Origin of the sequence: Rahnella sp. 2050 (assembly GCF_040544515.1) — a bacterium.
Taxonomy (GTDB): Bacteria; Pseudomonadota; Gammaproteobacteria; order Enterobacterales; family Enterobacteriaceae; genus Rahnella; species Rahnella aceris.
Map to the genome: position 1 here is coordinate 795414 of NZ_JBEPKE010000002.1, position 21586 is coordinate 816999.

At 50.4% G+C, this 21586-nt stretch carries 23 protein-coding genes; 16 read left to right on the forward strand and 7 right to left on the reverse strand.

Features of this window, described 5'->3' with window-relative positions:
* Positions 1–13 precede the first annotated feature (13 nt).
* On the reverse strand, positions 14–892 hold the full coding sequence (gene nadK, locus ABIC79_RS10935) for an NAD(+) kinase (RefSeq protein ID WP_013576733.1): 879 nt from the start codon (positions 890–892) through the stop codon (positions 14–16).
* A gap of 137 nt (positions 893–1029) precedes the next feature.
* Between nadK and grpE the strand changes: the two genes are divergently transcribed.
* Positions 1030–1617: a nucleotide exchange factor GrpE gene (gene grpE, locus ABIC79_RS10940; protein WP_013576732.1), complete on the forward strand. Its 588-nt coding sequence runs from the start codon at positions 1030–1032 to the stop codon at positions 1615–1617.
* A 60-nt stretch (positions 1618–1677) separates the two neighbouring features.
* Here grpE and ung read toward each other — a convergent pair whose 3' ends face one another.
* Entirely contained in the window at positions 1678–2358 is a 681-nt protein-coding gene (ung, locus tag ABIC79_RS10945; protein WP_037036748.1) for a uracil-DNA glycosylase, read from the reverse strand.
* A 339-nt stretch (positions 2359–2697) separates the two neighbouring features.
* On the opposite strand from ung, the gene grcA reads away from it, so the two are divergent.
* Entirely contained in the window at positions 2698–3081 is a 384-nt protein-coding gene (grcA, locus tag ABIC79_RS10950) for an autonomous glycyl radical cofactor GrcA (protein ID WP_013576730.1), read from the forward strand.
* Positions 3082–3173: 92 nt separating this feature from the next.
* Here the strand turns inward: grcA and srmB are convergent, their stop codons facing one another.
* On the reverse strand, positions 3174–4502 hold the full coding sequence (gene srmB, locus ABIC79_RS10955) for an ATP-dependent RNA helicase SrmB (RefSeq protein WP_119261911.1): 1329 nt from the start codon (positions 4500–4502) through the stop codon (positions 3174–3176).
* Between the two features lie 99 nt (positions 4503–4601).
* Between srmB and trmN the strand changes: the two genes are divergently transcribed.
* On the forward strand, positions 4602–5405 hold the full coding sequence (gene trmN / locus ABIC79_RS10960) for a tRNA(1)(Val) (adenine(37)-N(6))-methyltransferase TrmN (protein WP_411829829.1): 804 nt from the start codon (positions 4602–4604) through the stop codon (positions 5403–5405).
* 63 nt (positions 5406–5468) lie between these two features.
* Here the strand turns inward: trmN and nadB are convergent, their stop codons facing one another.
* Positions 5469–7070: an L-aspartate oxidase gene (nadB, locus tag ABIC79_RS10965; protein ID WP_187514451.1), complete on the reverse strand. Its 1602-nt coding sequence runs from the start codon at positions 7068–7070 to the stop codon at positions 5469–5471.
* 214 nt (positions 7071–7284) lie between these two features.
* Here nadB and rpoE point away from each other — a divergent pair, with 214 nt between their 5' ends.
* From rpoE to rseC, 4 genes are read left to right on the forward strand one after another with little or no spacing between them, the layout of a single operon-like run.
* Positions 7285–7860 (forward strand): RNA polymerase sigma factor RpoE, encoded by a 576-nt coding sequence (gene rpoE / locus ABIC79_RS10970; protein ID WP_013576726.1) that lies wholly within the window; start codon positions 7285–7287, stop codon positions 7858–7860.
* Between the two features lie 30 nt (positions 7861–7890).
* Positions 7891–8538 carry an anti-sigma-E factor RseA gene (rseA, locus tag ABIC79_RS10975; protein ID WP_013576725.1) on the forward strand — a complete coding sequence of 216 codons (648 nt, stop codon included), beginning with the start codon at positions 7891–7893 and terminating at the stop codon, positions 8536–8538.
* The gene (rseB, locus tag ABIC79_RS10980) at positions 8538–9488 is read left to right on the forward strand and encodes a sigma-E factor regulatory protein RseB (protein ID WP_013576724.1); all 951 of its coding nucleotides are present in this window, start codon (positions 8538–8540) and stop codon (positions 9486–9488) included. The genes rseA and rseB overlap by 1 nt, the downstream gene beginning before the upstream one ends.
* A gap of 48 nt (positions 9489–9536) precedes the next feature.
* Positions 9537–10013, forward strand: coding sequence for a SoxR-reducing system protein RseC (rseC, locus tag ABIC79_RS10985; protein WP_037036752.1), 477 nt, complete (start codon positions 9537–9539; stop codon positions 10011–10013).
* Between the two features lie 60 nt (positions 10014–10073).
* Here rseC and ABIC79_RS10990 read toward each other — a convergent pair whose 3' ends face one another.
* Positions 10074–10892, reverse strand: a complete 819-nt coding sequence (locus ABIC79_RS10990) for a hypothetical protein (RefSeq protein WP_013576722.1) — start codon at positions 10890–10892, stop codon at positions 10074–10076.
* Between the two features lie 424 nt (positions 10893–11316).
* Here ABIC79_RS10990 and lepA point away from each other — a divergent pair, with 424 nt between their 5' ends.
* The 7 genes from lepA to acpS all read left to right on the forward strand — a co-directional run bounded on the left by lepA (position 11317) and on the right by acpS (position 17880).
* Positions 11317–13116, forward strand: a complete 1800-nt coding sequence (gene lepA / locus ABIC79_RS10995) for a translation elongation factor 4 (protein WP_037036754.1) — start codon at positions 11317–11319, stop codon at positions 13114–13116.
* A 28-nt stretch (positions 13117–13144) separates the two neighbouring features.
* A complete protein-coding gene (lepB, locus tag ABIC79_RS11000; protein WP_354567133.1) occupies positions 13145–14122 on the forward strand; it encodes a signal peptidase I in 978 nt (325 codons plus the stop codon).
* A 211-nt stretch (positions 14123–14333) separates the two neighbouring features.
* Positions 14334–15014, forward strand: a complete 681-nt coding sequence (gene rnc, locus ABIC79_RS11005) for a ribonuclease III (protein ID WP_015698392.1) — start codon at positions 14334–14336, stop codon at positions 15012–15014.
* Positions 15011–15916: a GTPase Era gene (gene era / locus ABIC79_RS11010; protein WP_013576718.1), complete on the forward strand. Its 906-nt coding sequence runs from the start codon at positions 15011–15013 to the stop codon at positions 15914–15916. The genes rnc and era overlap by 4 nt, the downstream gene beginning before the upstream one ends.
* 11 nt (positions 15917–15927) lie before the next feature.
* Positions 15928–16665 (forward strand): DNA repair protein RecO, encoded by a 738-nt coding sequence (recO, locus tag ABIC79_RS11015; RefSeq protein WP_013576717.1) that lies wholly within the window; start codon positions 15928–15930, stop codon positions 16663–16665.
* Between the two features lie 103 nt (positions 16666–16768).
* Entirely contained in the window at positions 16769–17500 is a 732-nt protein-coding gene (gene pdxJ, locus ABIC79_RS11020) for a pyridoxine 5'-phosphate synthase (RefSeq protein WP_013576716.1), read from the forward strand.
* Positions 17500–17880: a holo-ACP synthase gene (acpS, locus tag ABIC79_RS11025; RefSeq protein WP_013576715.1), complete on the forward strand. Its 381-nt coding sequence runs from the start codon at positions 17500–17502 to the stop codon at positions 17878–17880. Before pdxJ ends, acpS begins: the two co-directional genes overlap by 1 nt.
* A 34-nt stretch (positions 17881–17914) precedes the next feature.
* Here acpS and ABIC79_RS11030 read toward each other — a convergent pair whose 3' ends face one another.
* Complete coding sequence (locus tag ABIC79_RS11030) at positions 17915–18169, reverse strand: YfhL family 4Fe-4S dicluster ferredoxin (RefSeq protein WP_013576714.1); 255 nt, start codon at positions 18167–18169, stop codon at positions 17915–17917.
* A gap of 113 nt (positions 18170–18282) precedes the next feature.
* On the reverse strand, positions 18283–19131 hold the full coding sequence (locus ABIC79_RS11035; RefSeq protein WP_037036757.1) for a MurR/RpiR family transcriptional regulator: 849 nt from the start codon (positions 19129–19131) through the stop codon (positions 18283–18285).
* Between the two features lie 143 nt (positions 19132–19274).
* Between ABIC79_RS11035 and murQ the strand changes: the two genes are divergently transcribed.
* Both murQ and ABIC79_RS11045 read left to right on the forward strand, forming a co-directional pair.
* The gene (murQ, locus tag ABIC79_RS11040; RefSeq protein WP_013576712.1) at positions 19275–20180 is read left to right on the forward strand and encodes an N-acetylmuramic acid 6-phosphate etherase; all 906 of its coding nucleotides are present in this window, start codon (positions 19275–19277) and stop codon (positions 20178–20180) included.
* Positions 20181–20208: 28 nt separating this feature from the next.
* Positions 20209–21582, forward strand: a complete 1374-nt coding sequence (locus ABIC79_RS11045; protein ID WP_121019804.1) for a PTS transporter subunit EIIC — start codon at positions 20209–20211, stop codon at positions 21580–21582.
* Positions 21583–21586 lie beyond the last annotated feature (4 nt).

Genomic DNA, 21586 nt, shown 5'->3' on the forward strand with positions numbered 1-21586 from the left:
TATTTTTATCAGATCAGAAGAGTTTTTTTGACCATCCAAGTTTTGTGCTTAATGTATTGAAATAACTGTAGTCTTTCGGATGGATCAGATTCAGATGAAACTCACTGCGACGGATAACCACTTCTTCGCCCGGCTGAATCGGCAGGGCGATCTGGCTGTCGCAGCTGATTTCAAGGTCATTGCTCATATGCGAAAACCGCAGACAAATCGTGCTGCTACTGTTGATAACCAGCGGGCGCGCCGAAAGGGTATGTGGGAACATCGGCACCAGTGCGATAGCTTCTAACGTCGGCGTCAGGATCGGACCGCCGCCTGAGAGTGAATATGCGGTAGAACCGGTTGGTGTCGAAATAATCAGACCATCGGAGCGCTGGGAAAAAGCGAATTTGTCATCAATATAGACTTCAAATTCAATCATGTGCGCGACTTTTCCCGGATGAAGGACGACTTCATTGATGGCGGTACTGACGCGACATTGCTGGTCCTTGCAGCGCACCATGGCTTCCAGCAGGAAGCGTTGCTCGCTGATGTATTCACCCTGCAGAACGTCATCGAGTTGCTGCAAAGCGTTATCCGGATCCAGATCGGTAAGAAAGCCAAGATTACCCCGGTTGATGCCGATGACTTTTATGTCATAGCGGGCCAGAACGCGCGCCGCACCCAGCATATTGCCGTCACCGCCGACGACCACGGCTAAATCCGCCAGCTTGCCGATCTCAGCCAGACTGCCCGTTTGTGCGCCTTCCAGGGCTAAATCTTGTGCCACCTGACGTTCGACGATCACCTGATAACCTTTTGAGATTAACCAGTGGTAAAGCATTTCATGGGTGGCAAGTGCGGAAGGATGGCGAGGGTGTCCGACAATCCCAATGCACTCAAATTTTTTATTCATCGCTGTGGTTATCCTCAGCAGGGTGTGATGACTCCTGCATTATGACCGGTTTCATTAAAAACCAAACCTTGAAACCCCGGTTTTGATCCCCATAATAAGCCAACTAGCAAGATTAATGCTAAAACGCGGAGAGATTCATGAGTAGTAAAGAACATAAGACACCTGACGAGCAAGTCTCTGAAGAACTGAATCAGGAACAAGAGCTGCATACGGAAGCGGAAACTCAGGCGGCAGATGTCGTTGACCCGCGCGATGAACGTATTGCTGAACTGGAAGCGCAGCTGAAAGAACTCCAGCAGCGTGAGCGTGACAGCTTGCTGCGTGCGAAAGCGGAAGTGGAAAATATCCGCCGTCGTACCGAGCAGGATATAGAGAAAGCGCATAAATTCGCTCTGGAGAAATTCTCTGGCGAATTGTTGCCGGTAATCGATAATCTGGAACGTGCGCTGGATCTGGCTGATAAATCGAATTCAGAACTGGCGGGTCTGATTGAAGGCGTCGAGCTGACCCTGAAATCCCTGCTGGATGCTGTTCGCAAGTTCGGTATGGAAGTGGTGGCTGATATCCACGTGCCATTCAACCCTGAACTGCACCAGGCGATGACTATGATGGAATCCGACGAGCTGGAACCTAATCACGTAATGATGGTGATGCAGAAGGGTTATACGCTGAACGGCCGTCTTTTGCGCCCGGCAATGGTTGCGGTTTCTAAAGCCAAAGCCTGATTCTGTTTTAAGCAGACTGACATAATGGAAGAGGCACCTTTGCGGGTGCCTCTTTTTTTGTTATTCCGGCAATCTGGGCACCCAGTCAATCGGTGCCAGACCTTGCTGCACCAGTAAGGCATTCGCCTGCGAGAAGTGCTTACACCCCAGGAAACCCCGGTGGGCGGAAAGCGGAGAAGGGTGCGGTGCTTTCAATACATGATGACGATTACGATCGATAATATTGCCTTTTTTCTGCGCATGGGAGCCCCAGAGTAAAAAGACGATCCCTTCACGATTTTCATTCAACGCTGCGATGACCTTATCAGTAAACGTCTCCCAGCCCAGTTTGGCATGTGAATGCGCCTGACCACCTTCGACAGTCAGCACGGTATTGAGCAACAGGACACCCTGATCTGCCCAACTCTGCAAATAGCCGTGAGTGGGTCGTTCGAAGCCTGGAATATCGGCGGCCAGCTCTTTATACATATTCACTAATGAAGGTGGTGCCGGAATGCCCGGGCGAACGGAGAACGATAATCCATGAGCCTGATTGGGGCCATGATAAGGGTCCTGCCCCAAAATCACGACTTTGACGTCTGCCAGTTCGGTAGAGCGGAATGCATTAAACACATCCTGCTGCGGTGGATAAATTGTTTTGCCCGCAGCGCGTTCAGCCGCGACAAACTTCAGCGTATCAACGAAGTAAGGTTGTTCTTTTTCCTGACCAATGACGTCATGCCAGGTGAGAGTGGTGGACATTGACGCTCTCCTTTTGATGATAATTTTAAACTGGCAGTAGCTTACCTGCTCATTCCGATGAGTGAAACCCGCACGCGCTTTTGCTGATGTTTATCTGCGACTTAACGTTCTATGCAAAAATTTGTTGATAATTTACAAAAATAATTTAATCCAGTGCCTTGGAAAAATTGATATAAAACATAAATATGCTGAGGGTAAGAAATACCCACAAGGAAAAGATTGATATTTATCAAAGAATGCGGGGTGTTCTGCTGTTATATCTGACAACAGGAAAACAGGTTGTCGTTCAACCTTACACCAATCAATTAACAGTATCGTAGCCAACAATGGAGGCAACATATGATCACCGGGATCCAAATTACTAAAAGCAACAACGAAGCGCTGAAAAACTCTTTCTGGCTGCTGGATGATGAAAAAGCGGAAGCGCGCTGCGTGTGTGCAAAAGCGGGTTTTGCGGAAGACCAGATCGTTGCTGTCAGCGAGCTTGGCCAGTTTGAATACCGTGAAGTACCAATGGAAATTCAACCGACTGTACGTGTGGAAGGGGGTCAGCACCTGAACGTTAACGTATTGCGCCGTGAAACTCTGGAAGATGCGGTTAAGCATCCTGAAAAATACCCGCAGCTGACCATTCGTGTGTCTGGTTATGCGGTGCGCTTTAACTCACTGACTGCTGAGCAGCAGCGTGACGTGATTACCCGTACTTTCACCGAAAGTCTGTAATCGCTTCCGAGCTTTTAAGATTCCAGCAGTTTCATGGATATAAAAAAACCGCCTTCAGGGCGGTTTTTCTTTGCACCAAATCAGGCTGATGTTTATTTAGCAGCGTCTTTTACAGCGTCAGGTTTAACACGGCGTTTGCCGACGTTTTTGCTGTCACGATGGCGAACTTTAACTTTCACCTTCGATTTTTCCTGATCCGCTTTCTGCTTCTCTTTGCGTTTCGCCAGCACTTTCTTCGACGGCTTACCGGTGACTTTCTCGCTCGGTGCTTTCGTTTTTGGACGGAACTCGTCCAATACGCGTGCTTTCAACGGCTCGTTAAGGTAACGGCCGATCTTACCGAGCAGCAGATGGTCATGCGCTTCCACGAAAGAAATCGCGGTCCCTTTACGACCAGCACGACCGGTACGGCCGATACGGTGCAGATAGATATCAGCGGTCAGCGGCAGGTCAAAGTTGAAGACATGGCTGATGTCGTTGATATCCAGGCCACGGGCAGCAATGTCGGTCGCAACGAGGACGTTAACGCGGTCTTCAACCATACGTTTGACGGCTTCGGTACGTTTCACCTGCACCATTTCGCCTTCAAGATAACAGGAGTTAATCCCTGCTTCGCGCAACCACGCAACCAGCTCATGCACACGCTCGCGTTTACGCACAAAGATCACGGATTTAGTGACATCTTCCTGTTTCAGCAAATGGATGAGCATCCGGGCTTTATGCGCCAGATCGTCGGCACGATAATACCATTGCAGGATTTTTTTGCGTTCGCGGCGTGACGGGTCAGCTTCGATTTCCACCGGCTCAGTCAGGATGCGTTCTGCGAATTCACGGATGGCTTCCCCTTCCAGCGTTGCGGAGAACAGCAACGTCTGTTTGCGCCAGCGTGCTTCGGCGGAAATCGTTTCGATGTCCTGAGCAAAACCCATGTCCAGCATGCGGTCGGCTTCGTCGAGGATCAGCGTTTCGATTGCGCGGCAGTCAAAGTTTTCTTCTTTAATGTATTGCAGCAAACGACCGGTGGTCGCAACAACGATGTCCTGGTTTTCGCTGAACACTTCGGCGTGGTTCATATAAGCCACACCGCCGGTGATGGTGGCGATATCCAGTTCGGTATGTTTGGCTAACTCACGCGCCTGCTCAGCAACCTGCATAGCAAGTTCACGGGTTGGCGTGAGGATCAGAATTCGTGGCGGACCAGATTTCTTACGCGGGAAATCCAGCAAATGCTGCAATGCAGGCAGCAGGAATGCCGCTGTTTTGCCGGTGCCGGTAGGAGCCGAACCCAACACATCGCGTCCGTCCATTGCTGGCGGAATGGCCTCTGCCTGAATGACAGTAGGACGGCTATAGCCTTTGTCGCCAAGGGCTTCAATCAGGCGTTCATCGAGTTCGAGTTCGGAAAAAGTGGTTACAGTCATGGTCTACCTCTACTTGGGGCGCCGATTATAGACGTGTTAGACGCGATCTTCACCTATTTAAGCGGTTTGCGTGGCTTTTACTCTGCTTCTCTTTGCCCTATGCTACGACAGTTTTCGTTTACAGGCCTGTTGGCTGGCGTAATTACGGTGAAATTAGTGACAAAAGTAGTCAGTTCCGCAAACCCTTTACGGCGTAATGGATTTACCTTTAAGCAGTTTTTCGTTGCGCATGACCGATGCGCGATGAAAGTCGGTACCGATGGTGTCCTGCTCGGTGCCACGGCGCCGGTTAGCCATGCACGACGTGTTCTTGATATTGGCTGCGGCAGCGGCCTGATTGCCATGATGCTGGCGCAACGCAGTAATGCTCAAACTGTTATTGATGCCGTCGAACTCGAACCTTCCGCAGCGGCGCAGGCTGAGGAGAATTTCCGCAACTCAGTTTGGGCGCAAAGGCTGGCGGTGTATGCGCAGGACATTAATGTTTATGCCGGCGAACATCAGGCTGAATACGATCTGATTGTGAGTAATCCGCCTTACTTTGAATCGGCTGTTGCCTGTCGCGATGAAGCCCGAAATGCCGCCCGTTACACCGAAACTCTGACGCACGATGCATTGCTTGAATGCGCAAATAAGCTGCTTACGCCAGAGGGATTGTTTAGTGTTGTCTTGCCGTACGACATCGGGCTGGCGTTTGAAACTCTGGCTCATCGAAAAGGCTGGTTCAGTGCACGGCGGATGGCCGTACGCGACCGACCGGGAAAACCGCTTAACCGGCTAGTGCTGACCTTATCAAGGCAATCAGTTGAAAGGGTTGACGAGGAACTGGCACTGCGGAAATCGGAAGGCGTTTACAGCGAAGCATTCTGTGCGCTGATTACTGATTTTTATCTGAATTATTAGCGGATGGCTGGGCTTTCAAAAAGTGCGTTCCTTCGCACTTTCCCGATACCATTGCTGCAAATATTACGGCTGCAAAATGGTCGGCTGCGGATTTTCCTGTAGATCAGGATAGTCCAGCGTGAAATGCAGTCCTCGACTCTCTTTGCGTTCCAGGGCACTGCGGACGATCAACTCGGCAACCAGCACCAGATTTCTCAATTCCAGCAAATTATTGGAAATACGGAAGTTGGCATAATACTCGTCAATTTCCTGTTGCAGCGTCATGATGCGGCGCAACGCACGCTCAAGACGTTTTGTCGTGCGTACAATCCCTACGTAATCCCACATAAACAGCCGCAATTCATGCCAGTTATGCTGAATGACCACCTGCTCATCGGAATTATCCACCCGGCTTTCATCCCATTGCGGAATATTTGTCGCCAGTTTTGCATGCGGCAGACGTTTAATTATATCTTCTGCTGCCGACCAGCCATAAACCACGCATTCCAGCAGTGAGTTAGAGGCCAGACGGTTAGCGCCATGCAGGCCGGTATAACTGACTTCGCCAATCGCATACAAACCATCGAGATCGGTGCGCCCGTGCTGATCAACCATTACGCCGCCGCAGGTGTAATGCGCAGCCGGAACAATCGGGATGGCCTCTTTGGTCAGATCAATACCCAGTGATTGCAGCTTTTCATCAATCATCGGGAAATGATGCTTAATGAATTCCGGCGGGCGATGGCTGATATCGAGATACATGCAGTCGGCGCCAAGACGCTTCATTTCATGGTCGATGGCCCGTGCCACCACATCGCGCGGTGCCAGTTCTCCACGTTCATCGAAATCCGGCATAAAACGGGTGCCATCCGGGCGTTTGAGCAGGGCACCTTCGCCGCGCAGTGCTTCCGTCAGCAGAAAGTTACGTGCCTGAGGGTGATAGAGGCACGTCGGGTGAAACTGGTTGAATTCAAGATTGGCAACACGGCAGCCTGCGCGCCACGCCATGGCGACGCCATCGCCGGAAGAGATATCCGGATTGGTCGTGTACTGATAGACCTTGGCTGCGCCCCCTGTGGCCAGTACAACGGCCTTGGCACGGAGCGTTTCAACGTGCTCTTTATCGCGGTTCCAGACATACGCGCCAACGACGCGTTGTGTCCCCGGCAATCCAAGCTTGCTTGAGGTAATTAAATCAACGGCATTATAGCGTTCTTTCACGCAAATATTGGCGTGCGCCCTTGCTTTCCCAACCAGCGTAGTCTCTACTTCTTTACCTGTAGCATCAGCAGCATGCAGGATCCTACGGTGGCTGTGGCCGCCTTCACGTGTCAGATGATAACGCTCTTCTGAGCTTGTGTTGGTTTCGGTATCAAACAGTACGCCCTGGTCGATCAACCACTGGACACAATGACGTGCGTTGCTCGCGATAAATTCAACAGCTTCTTTATCGCATAAGCCCGCACCGGCAATTAATGTGTCATCAACATGTGAGGCAATGCTGTCTGCTTCGTCGAAAACGGCGGCAATCCCGCCCTGGGCGTAAAATGTTGAGCCTTCGTTGAGCGGGCCTTTACTGAGAACAGTGACATGACAGTGGTCTGCAAGTCGCAAAGCCAAAGAAAGGCCTGCAGCGCCACTTCCGATTATCAATACATCGCTAAGAAATTCAGATGAAGGTTGCATAACGTATGATGTTTGCAGAAGAAGAGGGAAATTCATGTTAGCCTAAACTCCCGTGCAAAAGCCACGGGCTTGAGACTTCAATAGAAAAAACAACGGCGATGTGGAACTTAATGTTTCATGTGAACTCCAAGCAGTACTTGCTCAGGAATATAATGATGAAAGCTGGCAGTACGACTTTAAGCGCGGAGAAGATTTTGGGGAGATTTTACCTCGGATGAGCGAGCAGTTAGCCGATCAGGTTCTGGTTGAGCGGGTCCAGAAGGGTGATCAAAAATCGTTCAATTTACTGGTTATTCGTTACCAGCATAAGGTAGCGAGCCTTGTATCCCGCTATGTGCCACAAGGTGATGTGCCTGATGTGGTTCAGGAATCTTTTATCAAAGCATATCGTGCGCTGGAATCTTTCCGCGGCGACAGTGCTTTTTATACCTGGCTGTATCGTATTGCAGTCAACACAGCGAAAAACTATTTAGTTGCTCAGGGGCGACGCCCGCCATCCAGTGATGTCGACGCGAATGAAGCCGAAAATTTCGAAAGTGGCGGTGCACTGAAAGAAATTTCGAACCCTGAGAACTTGATGTTGTCTGAAGAGTTACGGAAGATTGTTTTCCGTACTATTGAAGCACTTCCTGAAGATCTTCGTATGGCGATTACCTTGAGGGAGTTGGATGGATTGAGCTACGAAGAAATAGCCGCCATCATGGATTGTCCGGTGGGTACGGTGAGATCCCGTATATTCCGTGCCCGGGAAGCAATTGATAACAAAGTTCAACCGCTCATCCAGCGTTAGAGATGACGGACACAGGAAGGATACTTAGGCATGCAGAAAGAAAAGCTTTCCGCTCTGATGGATGGTGAAGCCATTGATACCGAACTGTTAAGTTCGTTATCAACAGATACCAGGCTTCAGCAAGACTGGCAGAGTTATCATTTGATCCGCGATACCTTACGTGGTGATATTGGGAACGTTGTGCATCTGGATATCGCAGACCGTGTGGCCGCAGCGCTGGCTAATGAGCCGGTAAAACTGGTGCCGGGTTCAGCAACCGAATCACAACCTCAGCCTCATACCTGGCAAAAAATGCCATTCTGGCAGAAGGTGCGCCCTTGGGCGAGTCAGTTGACTCAGGTCGGCGTGGCTGCTTGTGTATCACTTGCTGTGATTGTTGGCGTTCAGCATTATAACCAGCCTGACGCATCGGGTGCTTCTCCGGAAACCCCAGCGTTCAATACGTTGCCTATGATGGGTAAAGCCTCCCCGGTGAGCTTCGGCGTGCCAAATGAAGGCAATACCACCAGCGGGCAACAGAATGTTCAGGAGCAACGTAAGCGCATTAATGCGATGTTGCAGGATTACGAATTGCAGCGTCGCTTGCATTCAGAGCAGCTTCAACTCGAACCAGTTACTCCTCAGCAAGCCGCTGTTCAGGTCCCAGGAACTCAGTCTTTAGGAACGCAAACGCAGTAATGAAGCAAATTTGGTTTGCCGTTTGTTTAGCTGCGGGCAGCCTGCTTACTCCAAGTATCGCCTCGGCAGATTCTTCTTCCGAGGCGTTACTGCAAGAGATGGGCAAAGCTTCCCAGACGCTGAATTATGAAATGGGTTTTATCAACATTACGAAGCAAGGGATTGATTCCTTTCGCTATCGTCATGCTGTCTCTCATCAAACTTCCCTCGCTCAACTGGTTCTGATGGATGGTCCGCGCCGTGAAATTGTCCAGCGTGGAAAAGACGTCAGCTACTTTGAGACCGGTTTACAGCCCTTTACGTTGGATGGCGATCATATCGTTGATTCCCTGCCTTCCATCGTGTTCAGCGATTTTTCTCTTCTGACCAAATACTACGATTTTATCGCCGTAGGCCGCGCACGCACAGCGGATCGCCTGAGTCAGGTGATCAGAGTTGTATCCCGCGATGGTACCCGATTCAGTTATGTCATATGGATCGATGAGCAGACGAAATTGCCGATGCGTGTCGATTTACTGGATCGTGACGGTGAAACGCTTGAGCAGTTCCGTGTGATCAGTTTTGATGAGGGAGAACAAGTTGTTGGAACGCTTTCTGATCTCGAAAAAGCCAGTTTACCGCCTGTGCTGTCTTTACCTGCGTCTGAGCAGGTGAAGTTTGACTGGCAAATAAAATGGCTGCCAGCTGGCGTGACAGAGGTGGCAAGTAGCCGCCGAAACTTGCCCAATATGCCCGTATCGATAGAATCGCGGCTGTACACTGACGGATTGTTCAGTTTCTCTGTCAATGTCAGTGCAACAACTAATGGCCCTTCTGAGCAGTTGATCAGGCAAGGGCGCAGAACTGTGCAGACTGAAATACGCAATGGCAATGAAATTACGGTCGTCGGTGAGCTTCCTCCTTCGACTGCCAAACGTGTTGCCGATAGCATCGTTTTCTCAGAAAAGTAGCTTTTAATCAGAAAAACTGCCTTCGCAATAGAAATACAGGGTGATTACATGATGAAAGAATGGGCCACGGTGGTGTCGTGGAAAGACGGTATTGCGACGTTGCGTTGTGAAACACAGGCGGGTTGCAGTAGTTGCCATTCACGTTCAGGGTGTGGCGCTCGCGTATTGAATGAGTTAGGGCCGCAGACTGAACATAATCTTCAGGTCAGCGTTAACGAGCCTCTTGCACCTGGTCAGAAAGTTGAACTGGGGATACCGGAAGGAAGCCTGTTGCGCTCGGCGTTGCTGGTTTATATGACGCCGCTCTTTGGTGTGATTGCGGGTGGTGGTGCGTTGCAGGCCTTGCTGAAAGCAGATGTATACGCGGTTATTGGTGCGGTGTTGGGTGGTGGATTAGGTTTCCTGATTGCTAAAGCACTGGCTGCGAAAGTCGATGGAAAAGCAGGTTACCAGCCAGTCATCTTGCAGGTGGGTTTGCCTCCTGATGCTTTCCGTTATTCGGTTGAAAGCAAACTCCCTTCTTAACTTTCTGCATCCTACAGTGCTTAAAAATGCCACAGTGTTCGCTAACCCTGTGGCATTTTTTTAGTTTCTGACCGGTATACGGTTTTGGATCATATGCTCGATCAATGCGATGAAAAGATCTGCGCTAGAAAGCGATGTATACTCTACAGAGAAAAGGATGCGGCCGTGTTTATCGAGCAGACGTATTAACGGGCTGTTGCTGCCGCCACTGATAAACTGAATATCCTCAACAGGCACTATTTTCCCTTCGTCGGTGGTTAACACCAACGCGCTCAGATGTATCTTTTTTTCGTTCAGCGCCAGAAGGTTAGCGCCGATAAATCTTTTCCACCCGCAATGTGGATTCACCAGATATGTAAAAAGAATATCTCCCCCCTGAGCCAGCCTGTTTAGGGCCCATGGGCCGCGATACATCAGGTGTTCGTTTTTAATGACTTCAATTAATCTTTCAGAATTGGCAATGTTTGGCGTAATACGATGCCAGGTTTTGCTATTTCCCTCACGGAAGATCATCGTATTTAAAATACGACGGGTGTATTTTCCGGTTCTGAATCGATATATATCCATGATGCGGTCAAAAGGAATAAAACGATTTTTTTTATCCGTTTGGCTTATAACTAAAATTCCATTTTCATGAAGCTGATAGAATTGATTGGGTCGTATCAGACGTCGCAGCAGAATGAGCACCACCCCCAGGGCAATACTGAGGAGAGCGGACAAAATTACGGTATGCAGCCCCTCAGCGGTGTGGCCAAAGGCCAGCAAAAATGCAATTTGCACTGCGCCGCCGATCAACAACAACACAGACAGGACCAGAGTGATCCAAGAGTTGGCTTTGGCAAAGCCATGCTGACTGAGCAGCCGCCCTTCATTGATCATATTGATAACCTTGTGATCGGATTGAATTAAAAATAAAAAAGATATTTGTGGAAGAAGTTGAATGAGAACTTTATGAGTTAGAAATTATGTAATTTCTTTTATAACAACATATTAAGTTTCAATACGCATTTCTGTATATGGGGATTTTCCTAAAACCGAAAGGCAGGAAGCCCATACGTGGAATACCGGACTGAGACAAACCTATGAAGCACACAGACGCTCCGGTAATGAAAACAAATGAAAATGTGGGGATTTCATCCTGAGAAAGCTCGCATAATCTGGAGTTAGGGTGTGCGGAGACTAGGTTTTCATGGTGCTGGCATGTAGAATGCTGCGACTTAGGCGAAAGACAGCCAACCTACAAACCGTCGCTGTATGTTCATGGCGAATGATTCAGAAATACCAAGGTAGAAAAACTTTTATAATGAAGCATATACGAAATTTCTCCATTATTGCCCACATTGACCACGGTAAGTCGACGCTGTCAGACCGTATTATTCAAATTTGCGGTGGCTTAGCCGACCGTGAAATGGAAGCTCAGGTCCTCGACTCAATGGATCTTGAGCGTGAACGCGGCATTACCATCAAAGCGCAAAGCGTGACGCTCGACTACAAAGCAAAAGATGGTCAGGTTTATCACCTGAACTTTATCGACACGCCGGGGCACGTTGACTTTTCCTATGAAGTATCCCGCTCTCTCGCTGCCTGCGAAGGCGCATTATTAGTGGTGGATGCTGGTCAGGGTGTTGAAGCCCAGACGCTGGCAAACTGCTATACCGCGATGGAAATGGATCTGGAGGTCGTGCCGGTTCTGAACAAAATCGACTTACCGGCCGCCGATCCTGATCGTGCAGCGCAGGAAATCGAAGACATCGTGGGTATCGATGCCACGGATGCTGTTCGTTGTTCAGCGAAAACCGGTGTCGGTGTGCCAGAAGTGCTGGAGCGTCTGGTGCGTGATGTACCACCGCCGGAAGGTGATCCTGAGGCGCCACTTCAGGCGTTGATCATCGATTCATGGTTCGATAACTATCTCGGCGTTGTTTCTCTGGTGCGTATCAAAAATGGCACCATGAGAAAGGGCGACAAAATTAAAGTGATGAGTACCGGGCAGGTTTATAACGCCGATCGCCTGGGTATTTTCACGCCTAAACGTGTCGATAAAGACATTCTGAACTGCGGTGAGGTCGGCTGGCTGGTATGCGCGATTAAAGATATCCTCGGCGCACCAGTGGGGGACACCCTGACTCTGGCTCGTCAGCCTGCTGACAAAGCGCTGCCGGGTTTCAAGAAAGTGAAACCTCAGGTTTACGCCGGCCTGTTCCCGGTCAGCTCCGATGATTATGAAAACTTCCGTGATGCGTTAGGCAAGCTTAGCCTTAACGATGCATCCCTGTTCTACGAACCAGAAAGTTCTACCGCGCTGGGCTTCGGTTTCCGTTGTGGCTTCCTGGGGCTGCTGCACATGGAAATCATTCAGGAACGTCTGGAACGTGAATACGATCTGGATCTGATCACCACAGCACCGACTGTTGTTTATGAAGTTCTGACGACCGGCAATGAAACTGTCTATGTGGACAGTCCGTCTAAACTGCCTGCACTGAATAACATTCTGGAACTGCGTGAGCCTATCGCTGAGTGTCACATGCTGATGCCACAGGAATATCTGGGTAGCGTGATTACTTTGTGTATTGAGAAACGTGGTGTCCAGACCAACATGGTTTACCACGGTAATCAGGTCGCACTGACTTATGAAATCCCGATGGCGGAAGTGGTACTCGATTTCTTCGACCGTCTGAAGTCAACGTCACGCGGTTATGCGTCGCTTGATTACAATTTCAAACGTTTTCAGACTTCTGACATGGTACGTGTTGATGTTCTAATCAACGGCGACCGTGTGGATGCACTGGCGCTGATTACTCACCGTGGCAATTCCCAGTTCCGTGGACGCCAGCTGGTTGAGAAGATGCAGGAACTGATCCCGCGTCAGCAGTTCGATATTGCTATCCAGGCGGCGATTGGTGCTCACATCATTGCCCGTTCAACCGTGAAGCAATTACGTAAAAACGTTCTCGCCAAATGTTATGGCGGCGACGTCAGCCGTAAGAAGAAACTCTTGCAGAAACAGAAAGATGGTAAGAAACGCATGAAACAAGTGGGTAATGTTGAGTTACCACAAGAAGCGTTCCTGGCCATTCTTCACGTGGGCAAAGACAGCAAGTAAATCCTTTATTGAGTCGTAGGGAGTATGCATGGCTAACATGTTTGCCCTGATTCTGGCGGTTGCAACGCTGGTGTCAGGGATTATCTGGTGCCTTGATCGTTTCAAGCTGGCACCCGCACGCCGGGCTAAAGTTGCTAAAATTAAGGCTGAAACGGGTGGTGCTGTTGACGATTCAACGCTGAACAAAGTGGCGAAGCAACCGGGCTGGGTGGAAACCTGTGCTTCGGTATTCCCTGTCTTGTTAGTTGTGTTTGTGGTGCGTTCATTTATTTATGAACCTTTCCAGATCCCGTCTGGCTCGATGATGCCGACGCTGCTTATTGGTGATTTCATCGTGGTTGAGAAATATGCCTACGGCCTGAAAGATCCCATTACTCAAACCAAGCTGATCTCAACCGGTGAACCGAAACGTGGTGATGTGGTGGTATTTAAATATCCGCAAAACCCGAGCGTGGACTATATTAAACGCCTGGTAGGCTTGCCCGGTGACCGGGTGACTTACGATCTGTTCAGCAAGCAGGTGACCGTGCAGCCTGCTTGCGAAACGGGCAAAAATTGCAGCACCGCGCTGGCTGTGACATATGATTCCGGTGTTGCCAGTGATTTCGTGCAGACTTTTGGTCAGTCTTCGGGCGGCGAAGCGAGCAGTGGTTTCTTTGAAACGCCGCCGTCCGCTAACGTGCCACAAGACGGTATCCGTCTTGTACAGCGCAATGAAACGCTGGGCAATGTGACGCATCGTATTCTGACCGTGCCAGGTGCACGTGACCAACTGGGGGCTTATTATCAGCAACCGGGTCAGCCACTGGGGACATGGGTGGTGCCGGCTGGCCATTATTTCATGATGGGTGATAACCGTGATAATAGCGCTGACAGCCGTTATTGGGGTTTTGTGCCGGAACAGAATTTAGTGGGTAGAGCTTCTGCAATTTGGATGAGCTTTAAAAAACAGGAAGGTGAATGGCCTACCGGTGTTCGTTTAAGCCGTATTGGTGGAATTCATTAATTTAATGATGCCTATTAGCGCAGCATTATATTTCCACTCGTTGTAGAATATCCTTTCGGGCGATAAAAGTTGGCTCCCCTGATTTTAAATTTTAATTTAAGACGAACAGAGGGAGCCACTGCAAACGAAACAGCTTTGGATTGGCTTAGGGCGAAGCAGGCCTGTTCCGTATGCTGAAGTTTTTGACGCATTCTTAGTCTATTGGTAACTCATGAATCCCATCGTAATAAACAGGCTTCAGCGGAAGCTGGGCTACACTTTTCAACAGCAGGAGCTTTTATTGCAGGCACTGACTCACCGCAGCGCAAGCAGTAAACACAATGAGCGTTTAGAGTTCCTGGGTGACTCAATTCTTAGTTATGTCATTGCTAACGCGCTGTATCATCGTTTTCCTCGCGTAGACGAGGGCGATATGAGTCGCATGCGTGCCACGTTAGTACGTGGAAATACGCTGGCGGAAATGGCGCGTGAATTCGATCTCGGCGAATGCTTACGCTTAGGGCCGGGCGAATTGAAAAGTGGTGGTTTCCGCCGCGAGTCGATTCTTGCGGATACGGTGGAGGCACTCATTGGCGGCGTGTTTCTGGACAGTGATATCCAGACCGTCGAAAAGCTGATTCTCGATTGGTACCGTAGTCGTTTAGACGAAATCAGTCCCGGTGATAAGCAGAAAGACCCAAAAACCCGTTTACAGGAGTTTTTGCAAGGTCGCCATCTGCCGTTGCCTTCTTATCTGGTTGTGCAGGTTCGCGGTGAAGCGCACGATCAGGAGTTTACCATCCACTGCCAGGTCAGTGGCTTGAGCCAGCCGGTTGTAGGAACCGGTTCAAGTCGCCGTAAAGCCGAGCAGGCGGCAGCGGAACAAGCGCTGATACAGCTGGAGCTTGAATGAGCGAAGAAAAGAATTACTGTGGTTTTGTTGCAATCGTAGGCCGTCCTAACGTCGGCAAATCTACCTTGCTGAATGAATTATTGGGGCAAAAAATCTCCATTACTTCCCGCAAACCGCAAACCACGCGTCACCGTATCATGGGTATCCATACCGAAGGGCCCTATCAGGCCATTTACGTGGATACCCCGGGGCTGCATATTGAAGAAAAACGGGCCATCAACCGTCTGATGAACCGTGCTGCAAGCAGCTCAATCGGTGATGTTGAACTGGTGATCTTCGTTGTTGAAGGCACTCACTGGACTCCGGATGACGAAATGGTGGTTAACAAACTGCGTGATTTGAAATCACCGGTTCTGCTGGCGATCAACAAGATTGATAACGTCACCGACAAATCTAAGCTGTTGCCACATTTGCAATTCCTTAGTGAGCAGATGAACTTCGTCGATATCGTGCCTATCTCTGCAGAGAAAGGAACGAATGTTGATACTATCGCGGCTCTGGTGCGTAAACGTCTGCCGGAAGCGGTTCATCACTTCCCGGAAGATTACATTACTGATCGTTCACAGCGCTTTATGGCTTCTGAAATCATCCGTGAAAAACTGATGCGTTTCCTGGGCGAAGAGCTGCCGTATTCTGTGACCGTTGAAATCGAACGCTTTGTCAGCAATGAACGGGGTGGGTACGACATCAATGGCCTGATTCTGGTAGAACGTGAAGGCCAGAAGAAAATGGTTATCGGCAATAAAGGCTCTAAAATCAAGACGATTGGTATTGAAGCCCGCCATGACATGGAAAACATGTTTGAAGCGAAAGTCCATCTTGAGTTGTGGGTTAAGGTCAAATCCGGCTGGGCAGACGACGAACGTGCGTTGCGCAGTCTGGGTTATGTAGACGACTTATAAGGTCCGCGCCTATGGAAGGCTGGCAACGCGCATTTGTTTTGCATGGGCGACCTTACAGTGAAACCAGCTTAATGCTGGATCTGTTCACTGAGGGACAAGGGCGGGTTCGCATACTGGCTAAAGGTGCGCGTGGTCGCCGGTCCAATTTAAAAGGCTGCCTGCAGCCTTTTACGCCTTTACTGGTTCGCTGGAGCGGGCGGGGCGAAGTGAAAACCTTGCGTAATGCTGAACCGGTCTCCCTGGCACTTCCCCTTTCTGGTCTGATGCTTTACAGCGGTCTGTACGTCAATGAACTCGTTTCTCGGGTGCTTGAGCAGGAAGCTAATTACTCTTCGTTGTTCTTCGATTATCTCAATTGTCTGCAAAATCTCGCCAGTGCCAGCGGTTCTCCTGAGTATGCGTTGCGTCAGTTCGAACTCTCTCTTTTACATCATCTGGGTTACGGCGTGGATTTCCTGCATTGCGCAGGCAGCGGTGAAGAAGTCAGTGACACCATGACGTACCGTTACCGTGAAGAAAAAGGTTTTATCGCCAGTCTGGTGATTGATAATTCCAGTTTCACCGGCAGAGATTTGAAAGCACTGGCCAGCCGTGAATTCCCGGATGTCTCAACGCTGCGGGCTGCCAAGCGTTTTACCCGTATGGCGCTGAAACCTTATCTTGGCGGCAAACCCCTGAAAAGCCGCGAGCTCTTCCGCCAGTTTCAGGTCAAAAAACCTGTCTCACCTTCTGACAATTCTTCCAGCTAATTCGGACTCCGGGCTACACGCCGCCACTCTCAAGGGTGTAAACTGCAGAAATTAGCTTTTTGTTCCATTCATAAATCAATTCATTCTTAAATCTGGAGCTGTTATGGCTGAGTTGCTGTTGGGCGTTAATATTGATCACATTGCGACACTGCGTAATGCACGCGGTACGGCTTACCCTGATCCGGTTCAGGCGGCATTTATCGCTGAGCAGGCTGGTGCTGATGGGATCACCGTCCACCTGCGTGAAGATCGCCGTCATATCACCGATCGCGACGTACGCCTCCTGCGTCAGACTATCCAAACCCGCATGAACCTCGAAATGGCTGTCACCGATGAAATGGTCGGTATTGCCTGTGAAGTTTTACCGCATTTCTGCTGTCTGGTGCCGGAAAAACGCGAAGAAGTGACGACCGAAGGGGGGCTGGATGTGGCTGGTCAGTTGGATAAAATGACCGTTGCAGTCAGCCGTCTCAGCGAAGCGGGCATACTGGTTTCCCTGTTTATCGACCCGGATATGCGCCAGATTGATGCTGCTGTTGCTGTGGGGGCGCCTTATATCGAAATTCATACCGGTGCTTATGCTGAAGCGAAAACTGACCTTGAACGTCAGGCCGAGCTGGAGCGCATTAAACAGGGCGCGGCATATGCAGCCGGTAAAGGTCTGAAAGTGAATGCCGGCCACGGTCTGACATACCACAACGTGCAGCCGATCGCCGCATTGCCTGAAATGCATGAGCTGAATATCGGCCATGCGATTATCGGTCAGGCTGTTATCGACGGATTATCTTGTGCAGTACGTGAAATGAAAAACCTGATGCGGGAAGCGCGCCGGTAATGAGTATTTTAGGTTTAGGTACGGATATCGTTGAAATTTCCCGTATCGAAGCGGTGATTGAACGCAGTGGCGACCGTCTGGCGAAGCGTATTTTGTGCGCGAATGAATGGGCGGTTTATGAGCAACATCAGCAACCGGTCCGATTTCTGGCGAAGCGGTTTGCTGTCAAGGAAGCCGCGGCTAAAGCGCTGGGAACCGGTATCCGCAACGGTCTGGCGTTTGAGCAATTTGAAGTCGTCAATGATGTGCTGGGGAAACCAGGTCTGGTTTTCCATGCCCGCGCGGCGGAAATGGCGGCCGAGATGGGTGTGAAATCGGTTCATGTTACCCTGGCGGATGAAAGGCGTTATGCCTGTGCCACTGTAATCATAGAAAACTAATACTACTTATTTTTGGCATTGCATCACGGCGTGATTACAGCGTGTGATGCAATGCCACAAATTTATCCCAAAGCTGTTCGTTGGTTTCGGTGTGTTGCGGATTGATGATGATGGTATTGTCGATCGGGCAGACGCTCTGACAGGTTGGTTTATCATAATGTCCGACGCATTCCGTACACCGATCGCTGTCAATTTCGTAAATCTCATTGCCCATCGAGATCGCCTGATTCGGGCACTCCGGTTCGCACATATCGCAATTAATGCATTTGTGTGTGATCAGCAGGGCCATGACGTTTTCTCTTATGTTCAATAAACAGGTCAATAATCAGGGCGCGCAGTATAGCAGAATTGCGCTGGTGTAGGTTCTGCATTCATGCCTTTCCACGCCCCCAATGATCCTGATCAAATCAGCTTTTTCACCAGTTCTTCGCTGTGGCGGATCCTCTCCGGCGCGTGCGCTGTATCCTGTTGAACCAGCGCGACAAACAGCAAATCAGTCAGGGAATATTGCGCCGTGGTGGCCGAGAGCGCTGCGCCGCGGGTCGCAGGTAATTCTGCCACTGTATACAAACAATGGTCTGCCTGTTGTTGCAGGGTATTGGGTGAAAAACCGGTAATGGCCAGGACCTTTGCACCACTCTCGCGGGCGACTTTTGCCGCGAGATTGATTTCGTTCCGTTCACCGCTGAAGGAAATCGCCAGCAATAAATCTTCTTTCGACAGCGCCTGCACGGTAGCAACCAGGACATGAGTATCGGATTCGGCAATGGCCGTGACCCCGATTTTCAGCAACTTATACGCCAGATCCTTCGCCACTAATCCGGATGCGCCAATACCGCTCAGCACAATTTTTCGGGCACCGGTGAGCATCGACAACGCAATTTGCAGACGCGGTTCGCTGTTAATATCCAGTGTTGCGCGAAGCGCCGACTGTTTCTCTGCCAGTAATTTCTCCCCCACAACATGCAGGCTGTCGGTGCTTAAAATCTGATTATGCACCGTCACCGGCTCACTGTTTTCCGGTGATGCCAGGGATTCACTCATTGCGAGTTTCAGCGCGGGGAAGCCTTTATAGCCAAGTTTTTGGGCAAATTTCACCACGCCAGACTGGCTGACACCCGCTATTTCAGCCAGTTTCTGCGAACTCATATGACGCGCTTTCTCCGGCTGAGCCAGTAGAAAATCAGCCAGTTTTCGGTCATTTTGCGCCAGCGTCGGATAAAGCTGGCGGATACGGATCATACAACTCATGGAGGATTTATCCCGGTGTGTCTGAATACTTGCATCACATTTTACGGATTATGTTATCTAAAATAGCAAATATTCCTCGCATTGATGAATAATATATTCAAATATTGAGTAATAAATTTGAATTAAAAATTCAGGAGAGAAGCATGAACACAGATCTTAATTTAGGGGCACTGGTTTCAGAAAGCCGAAATCCGGATACGATGAATTTAGATGAGATGTCTACGCTGGAACTGGTGGCCTGTTTTAATCAGGAAGACCGCAAAGTGCCGGAAGCCATCAACAAGGTTCTGCCGCAGATTGCCTTGGCTATCGATAAAGCCGCTGCGTCATTTCAGGCTGGCGGGCGTCTGATTTATCTCGGTGCCGGTACCAGTGGCCGCCTCGGCGTTCTTGATGCGTCTGAATGCCCGCCGACGTTTGGCGTTCCGCACGGCATGGTTGTCGGGTTAATTGCCGGTGGGCCGGGCGCGCTGCTTAAAGCGGTGGAAGGGGCAGAAGACAGCGAAGCGCTGGGTGTTGAAGATTTAAAGAATCTGAATCTGAAGGCTCAGGACACCGTTGTCGGATTAGCTGCGAGCGGACGTACGCCTTATGTCATTGGCGCTTTGCGCTATGCCACAGAAATGGGCTGCGCCACAGTAGCGATTTCCTGTAACCCGGATTCTCCGATTGCGCGCGAAGCCAGCATCGCGATTTCTCCGGTTGTAGGGCCGGAAGCACTGACCGGTTCAACGCGTTTGAAATCCGGCACGGCGCAGAAGCTGGTGCTGAATATGATTTCAACCGGGGCGATGGTCAAAAGTGGCAAGGTTTATCAGAACCTGATGGTCGACGTGAAAGCGACCAACGTCAAACTGGTCGATCGTGCCTGCCGGATCGTTGTCGAGGCCACGGGCGCGGCACGCCATGATGCTGAGCTGGCGCTGTCTCAGACTGATTTTGACGTTAAACCGGCTATTCTCATGCTACTGGCTGGTATTGATGCATCACAGGCGAAAGCACGACTGGTGCAACATAACGGATTCCTGCGCGCCGCACTGGCTGATTAACCTCAAGGAGTTGAGCATGGCGATGGCAATGGATAAAACGCAGCGGCTGGCTTCCCAGATTCTGCAGGGTGTCGGCGGCGAACGGAATATCAGCAAACTGGAAAACTGCATGACCCGCGTGCGTGTGGAAGTGCACGACGATAATCGGCTGGATCTGACCAGCCTGAAAACGCTTGAAGGTATCAAAGGTTACCTGAAGCAGGGTGACCAGCATCAGTTCATTGTCGGCCCTGGCGCGGCGGCAAAAGTGGTGGATGCGATGCGTCTGTTGCTTAATCCTGCCGGGACGGTGAGTTCGCCAGGTGATGAAAGCGAGATTGCCCGCAATAAAGCCAGCGCCAAAACAAAATACTCTGCGCCGATGAGTGAGGCGCTGCGCAAACTGGCTGATGTATTTATCCCGCTGATCCCGGCATTTATCGCCTCGGGGTTGATTATGGGCATTATCAATCTGCTCAAGCGGCCGGATATCGCCGGTTCCATTGCCCTTGATTATCCTAATGTGCTTGGCTTGCTGGCGATTTTTGGTGGCGCTGTGTTTGCCATCATGAATATTTTAGTTGGCGTGAATGCGGCGCGCGTTTTCGGCGGTTCTCAGGCCATGGGCGGCGTAATGGCGGGGATTCTCTCCAGCCCTGCACTGGCGCAAATTACCCTGTTTGGTGAAGCTTTACAGCCCGGTCGCGGCGGTGTGATCGCAGTATTGCTGGTCGTTGCGCTGATGTGCTGGCTGGAGAAAAGGTTGCGTCAGTGGCTGCCGGAGTCGGTCGAACTGATCCTCAATCCACTGATTACTACACTTATCACTGCGACACTGGCGATTGTCATCCTTCAGCCGATCGGTGGCTATATCTCTGACGGCATCGCGCATGGCGTTAATATCGCTATTGATAAAGGCGGATTACTGGTGGGCGCGGTGCTGGCAGGGACATTTCTGCCGCTGGTGTTATCCGGTCTGCATCAGGGGCTGGTGCCGATCCACGTTGAGCTGATCCAGGCACATGGTTCTAATCCGCTGCTGCCGATTTTAGCCATGGCCGGTGTGGGGCAGGTGGGAGCGGCAATCGCAGTTTATATTAAAACCCGAAACCCGCGGCTGAAAAAAGTGATTAAAGGGGCGCTACCGGTGGGCATTCTCGGCATCGGTGAACCGCTGATATTCGGTGTTACGCTGCCGCTCGGCCGCCCTTTTATTGGTGCGTGTCTGGGCGGAGCCGTCGGTGGTGCGCTAATCTGTTACTGGAAAGTCGCGACAGTTATCACGTTTGGTATTTCCGGGCTGCCGCTGGCGCTGACCATTATTTCCGGCAAAGTGATGTTGTATCTGACGGGTTTAGTCATTACGGTATTGGCTGGTTTTATTTTTACCTGGTTGATGGGGTTCAACGATCCCGAGGAGTAGCGGA

What these genes read in the sequence shown, in the direction of transcription:
- acpS (WP_013576715.1), top strand. Translation starts at nt 17,500, where the DNA reads ATGAGTATTTTAGGTTTAGGTACGGATATCGTTGAAATTTCCCGTATC.
- nadK (WP_013576733.1), bottom strand. Translation starts at nt 892, where the DNA reads ATGAATAAAAAATTTGAGTGCATTGGGATTGTCGGACACCCTCGCCAT.
- ABIC79_RS11045 (WP_121019804.1), top strand. Translation starts at nt 20,209, where the DNA reads ATGGATAAAACGCAGCGGCTGGCTTCCCAGATTCTGCAGGGTGTCGGC.
- grcA (WP_013576730.1), top strand. Translation starts at nt 2,698, where the DNA reads ATGATCACCGGGATCCAAATTACTAAAAGCAACAACGAAGCGCTGAAA.
- srmB (WP_119261911.1), bottom strand. Translation starts at nt 4,502, where the DNA reads ATGACTGTAACCACTTTTTCCGAACTCGAACTCGATGAACGCCTGATT.
- era (WP_013576718.1), top strand. Translation starts at nt 15,011, where the DNA reads ATGAGCGAAGAAAAGAATTACTGTGGTTTTGTTGCAATCGTAGGCCGT.
- rpoE (WP_013576726.1), top strand. Translation starts at nt 7,285, where the DNA reads ATGAGCGAGCAGTTAGCCGATCAGGTTCTGGTTGAGCGGGTCCAGAAG.
- ABIC79_RS10990 (WP_013576722.1), bottom strand. Translation starts at nt 10,892, where the DNA reads ATGATCAATGAAGGGCGGCTGCTCAGTCAGCATGGCTTTGCCAAAGCC.
- murQ (WP_013576712.1), top strand. Translation starts at nt 19,275, where the DNA reads ATGAACACAGATCTTAATTTAGGGGCACTGGTTTCAGAAAGCCGAAAT.
- nadB (WP_187514451.1), bottom strand. Translation starts at nt 7,070, where the DNA reads ATGCAACCTTCATCTGAATTTCTTAGCGATGTATTGATAATCGGAAGT.
- ABIC79_RS11030 (WP_013576714.1), bottom strand. Translation starts at nt 18,169, where the DNA reads ATGGCCCTGCTGATCACACACAAATGCATTAATTGCGATATGTGCGAA.
- lepA (WP_037036754.1), top strand. Translation starts at nt 11,317, where the DNA reads ATGAAGCATATACGAAATTTCTCCATTATTGCCCACATTGACCACGGT.
- grpE (WP_013576732.1), top strand. Translation starts at nt 1,030, where the DNA reads ATGAGTAGTAAAGAACATAAGACACCTGACGAGCAAGTCTCTGAAGAA.
- recO (WP_013576717.1), top strand. Translation starts at nt 15,928, where the DNA reads ATGGAAGGCTGGCAACGCGCATTTGTTTTGCATGGGCGACCTTACAGT.
- rseC (WP_037036752.1), top strand. Translation starts at nt 9,537, where the DNA reads ATGATGAAAGAATGGGCCACGGTGGTGTCGTGGAAAGACGGTATTGCG.
- rseA (WP_013576725.1), top strand. Translation starts at nt 7,891, where the DNA reads ATGCAGAAAGAAAAGCTTTCCGCTCTGATGGATGGTGAAGCCATTGAT.
- trmN (WP_411829829.1), top strand. Translation starts at nt 4,602, where the DNA reads ATGCTACGACAGTTTTCGTTTACAGGCCTGTTGGCTGGCGTAATTACG.
- rseB (WP_013576724.1), top strand. Translation starts at nt 8,538, where the DNA reads ATGAAGCAAATTTGGTTTGCCGTTTGTTTAGCTGCGGGCAGCCTGCTT.
- ABIC79_RS11035 (WP_037036757.1), bottom strand. Translation starts at nt 19,131, where the DNA reads ATGAGTTGTATGATCCGTATCCGCCAGCTTTATCCGACGCTGGCGCAA.
- ung (WP_037036748.1), bottom strand. Translation starts at nt 2,358, where the DNA reads ATGTCCACCACTCTCACCTGGCATGACGTCATTGGTCAGGAAAAAGAA.
- pdxJ (WP_013576716.1), top strand. Translation starts at nt 16,769, where the DNA reads ATGGCTGAGTTGCTGTTGGGCGTTAATATTGATCACATTGCGACACTG.
- rnc (WP_015698392.1), top strand. Translation starts at nt 14,334, where the DNA reads ATGAATCCCATCGTAATAAACAGGCTTCAGCGGAAGCTGGGCTACACT.
- lepB (WP_354567133.1), top strand. Translation starts at nt 13,145, where the DNA reads ATGGCTAACATGTTTGCCCTGATTCTGGCGGTTGCAACGCTGGTGTCA.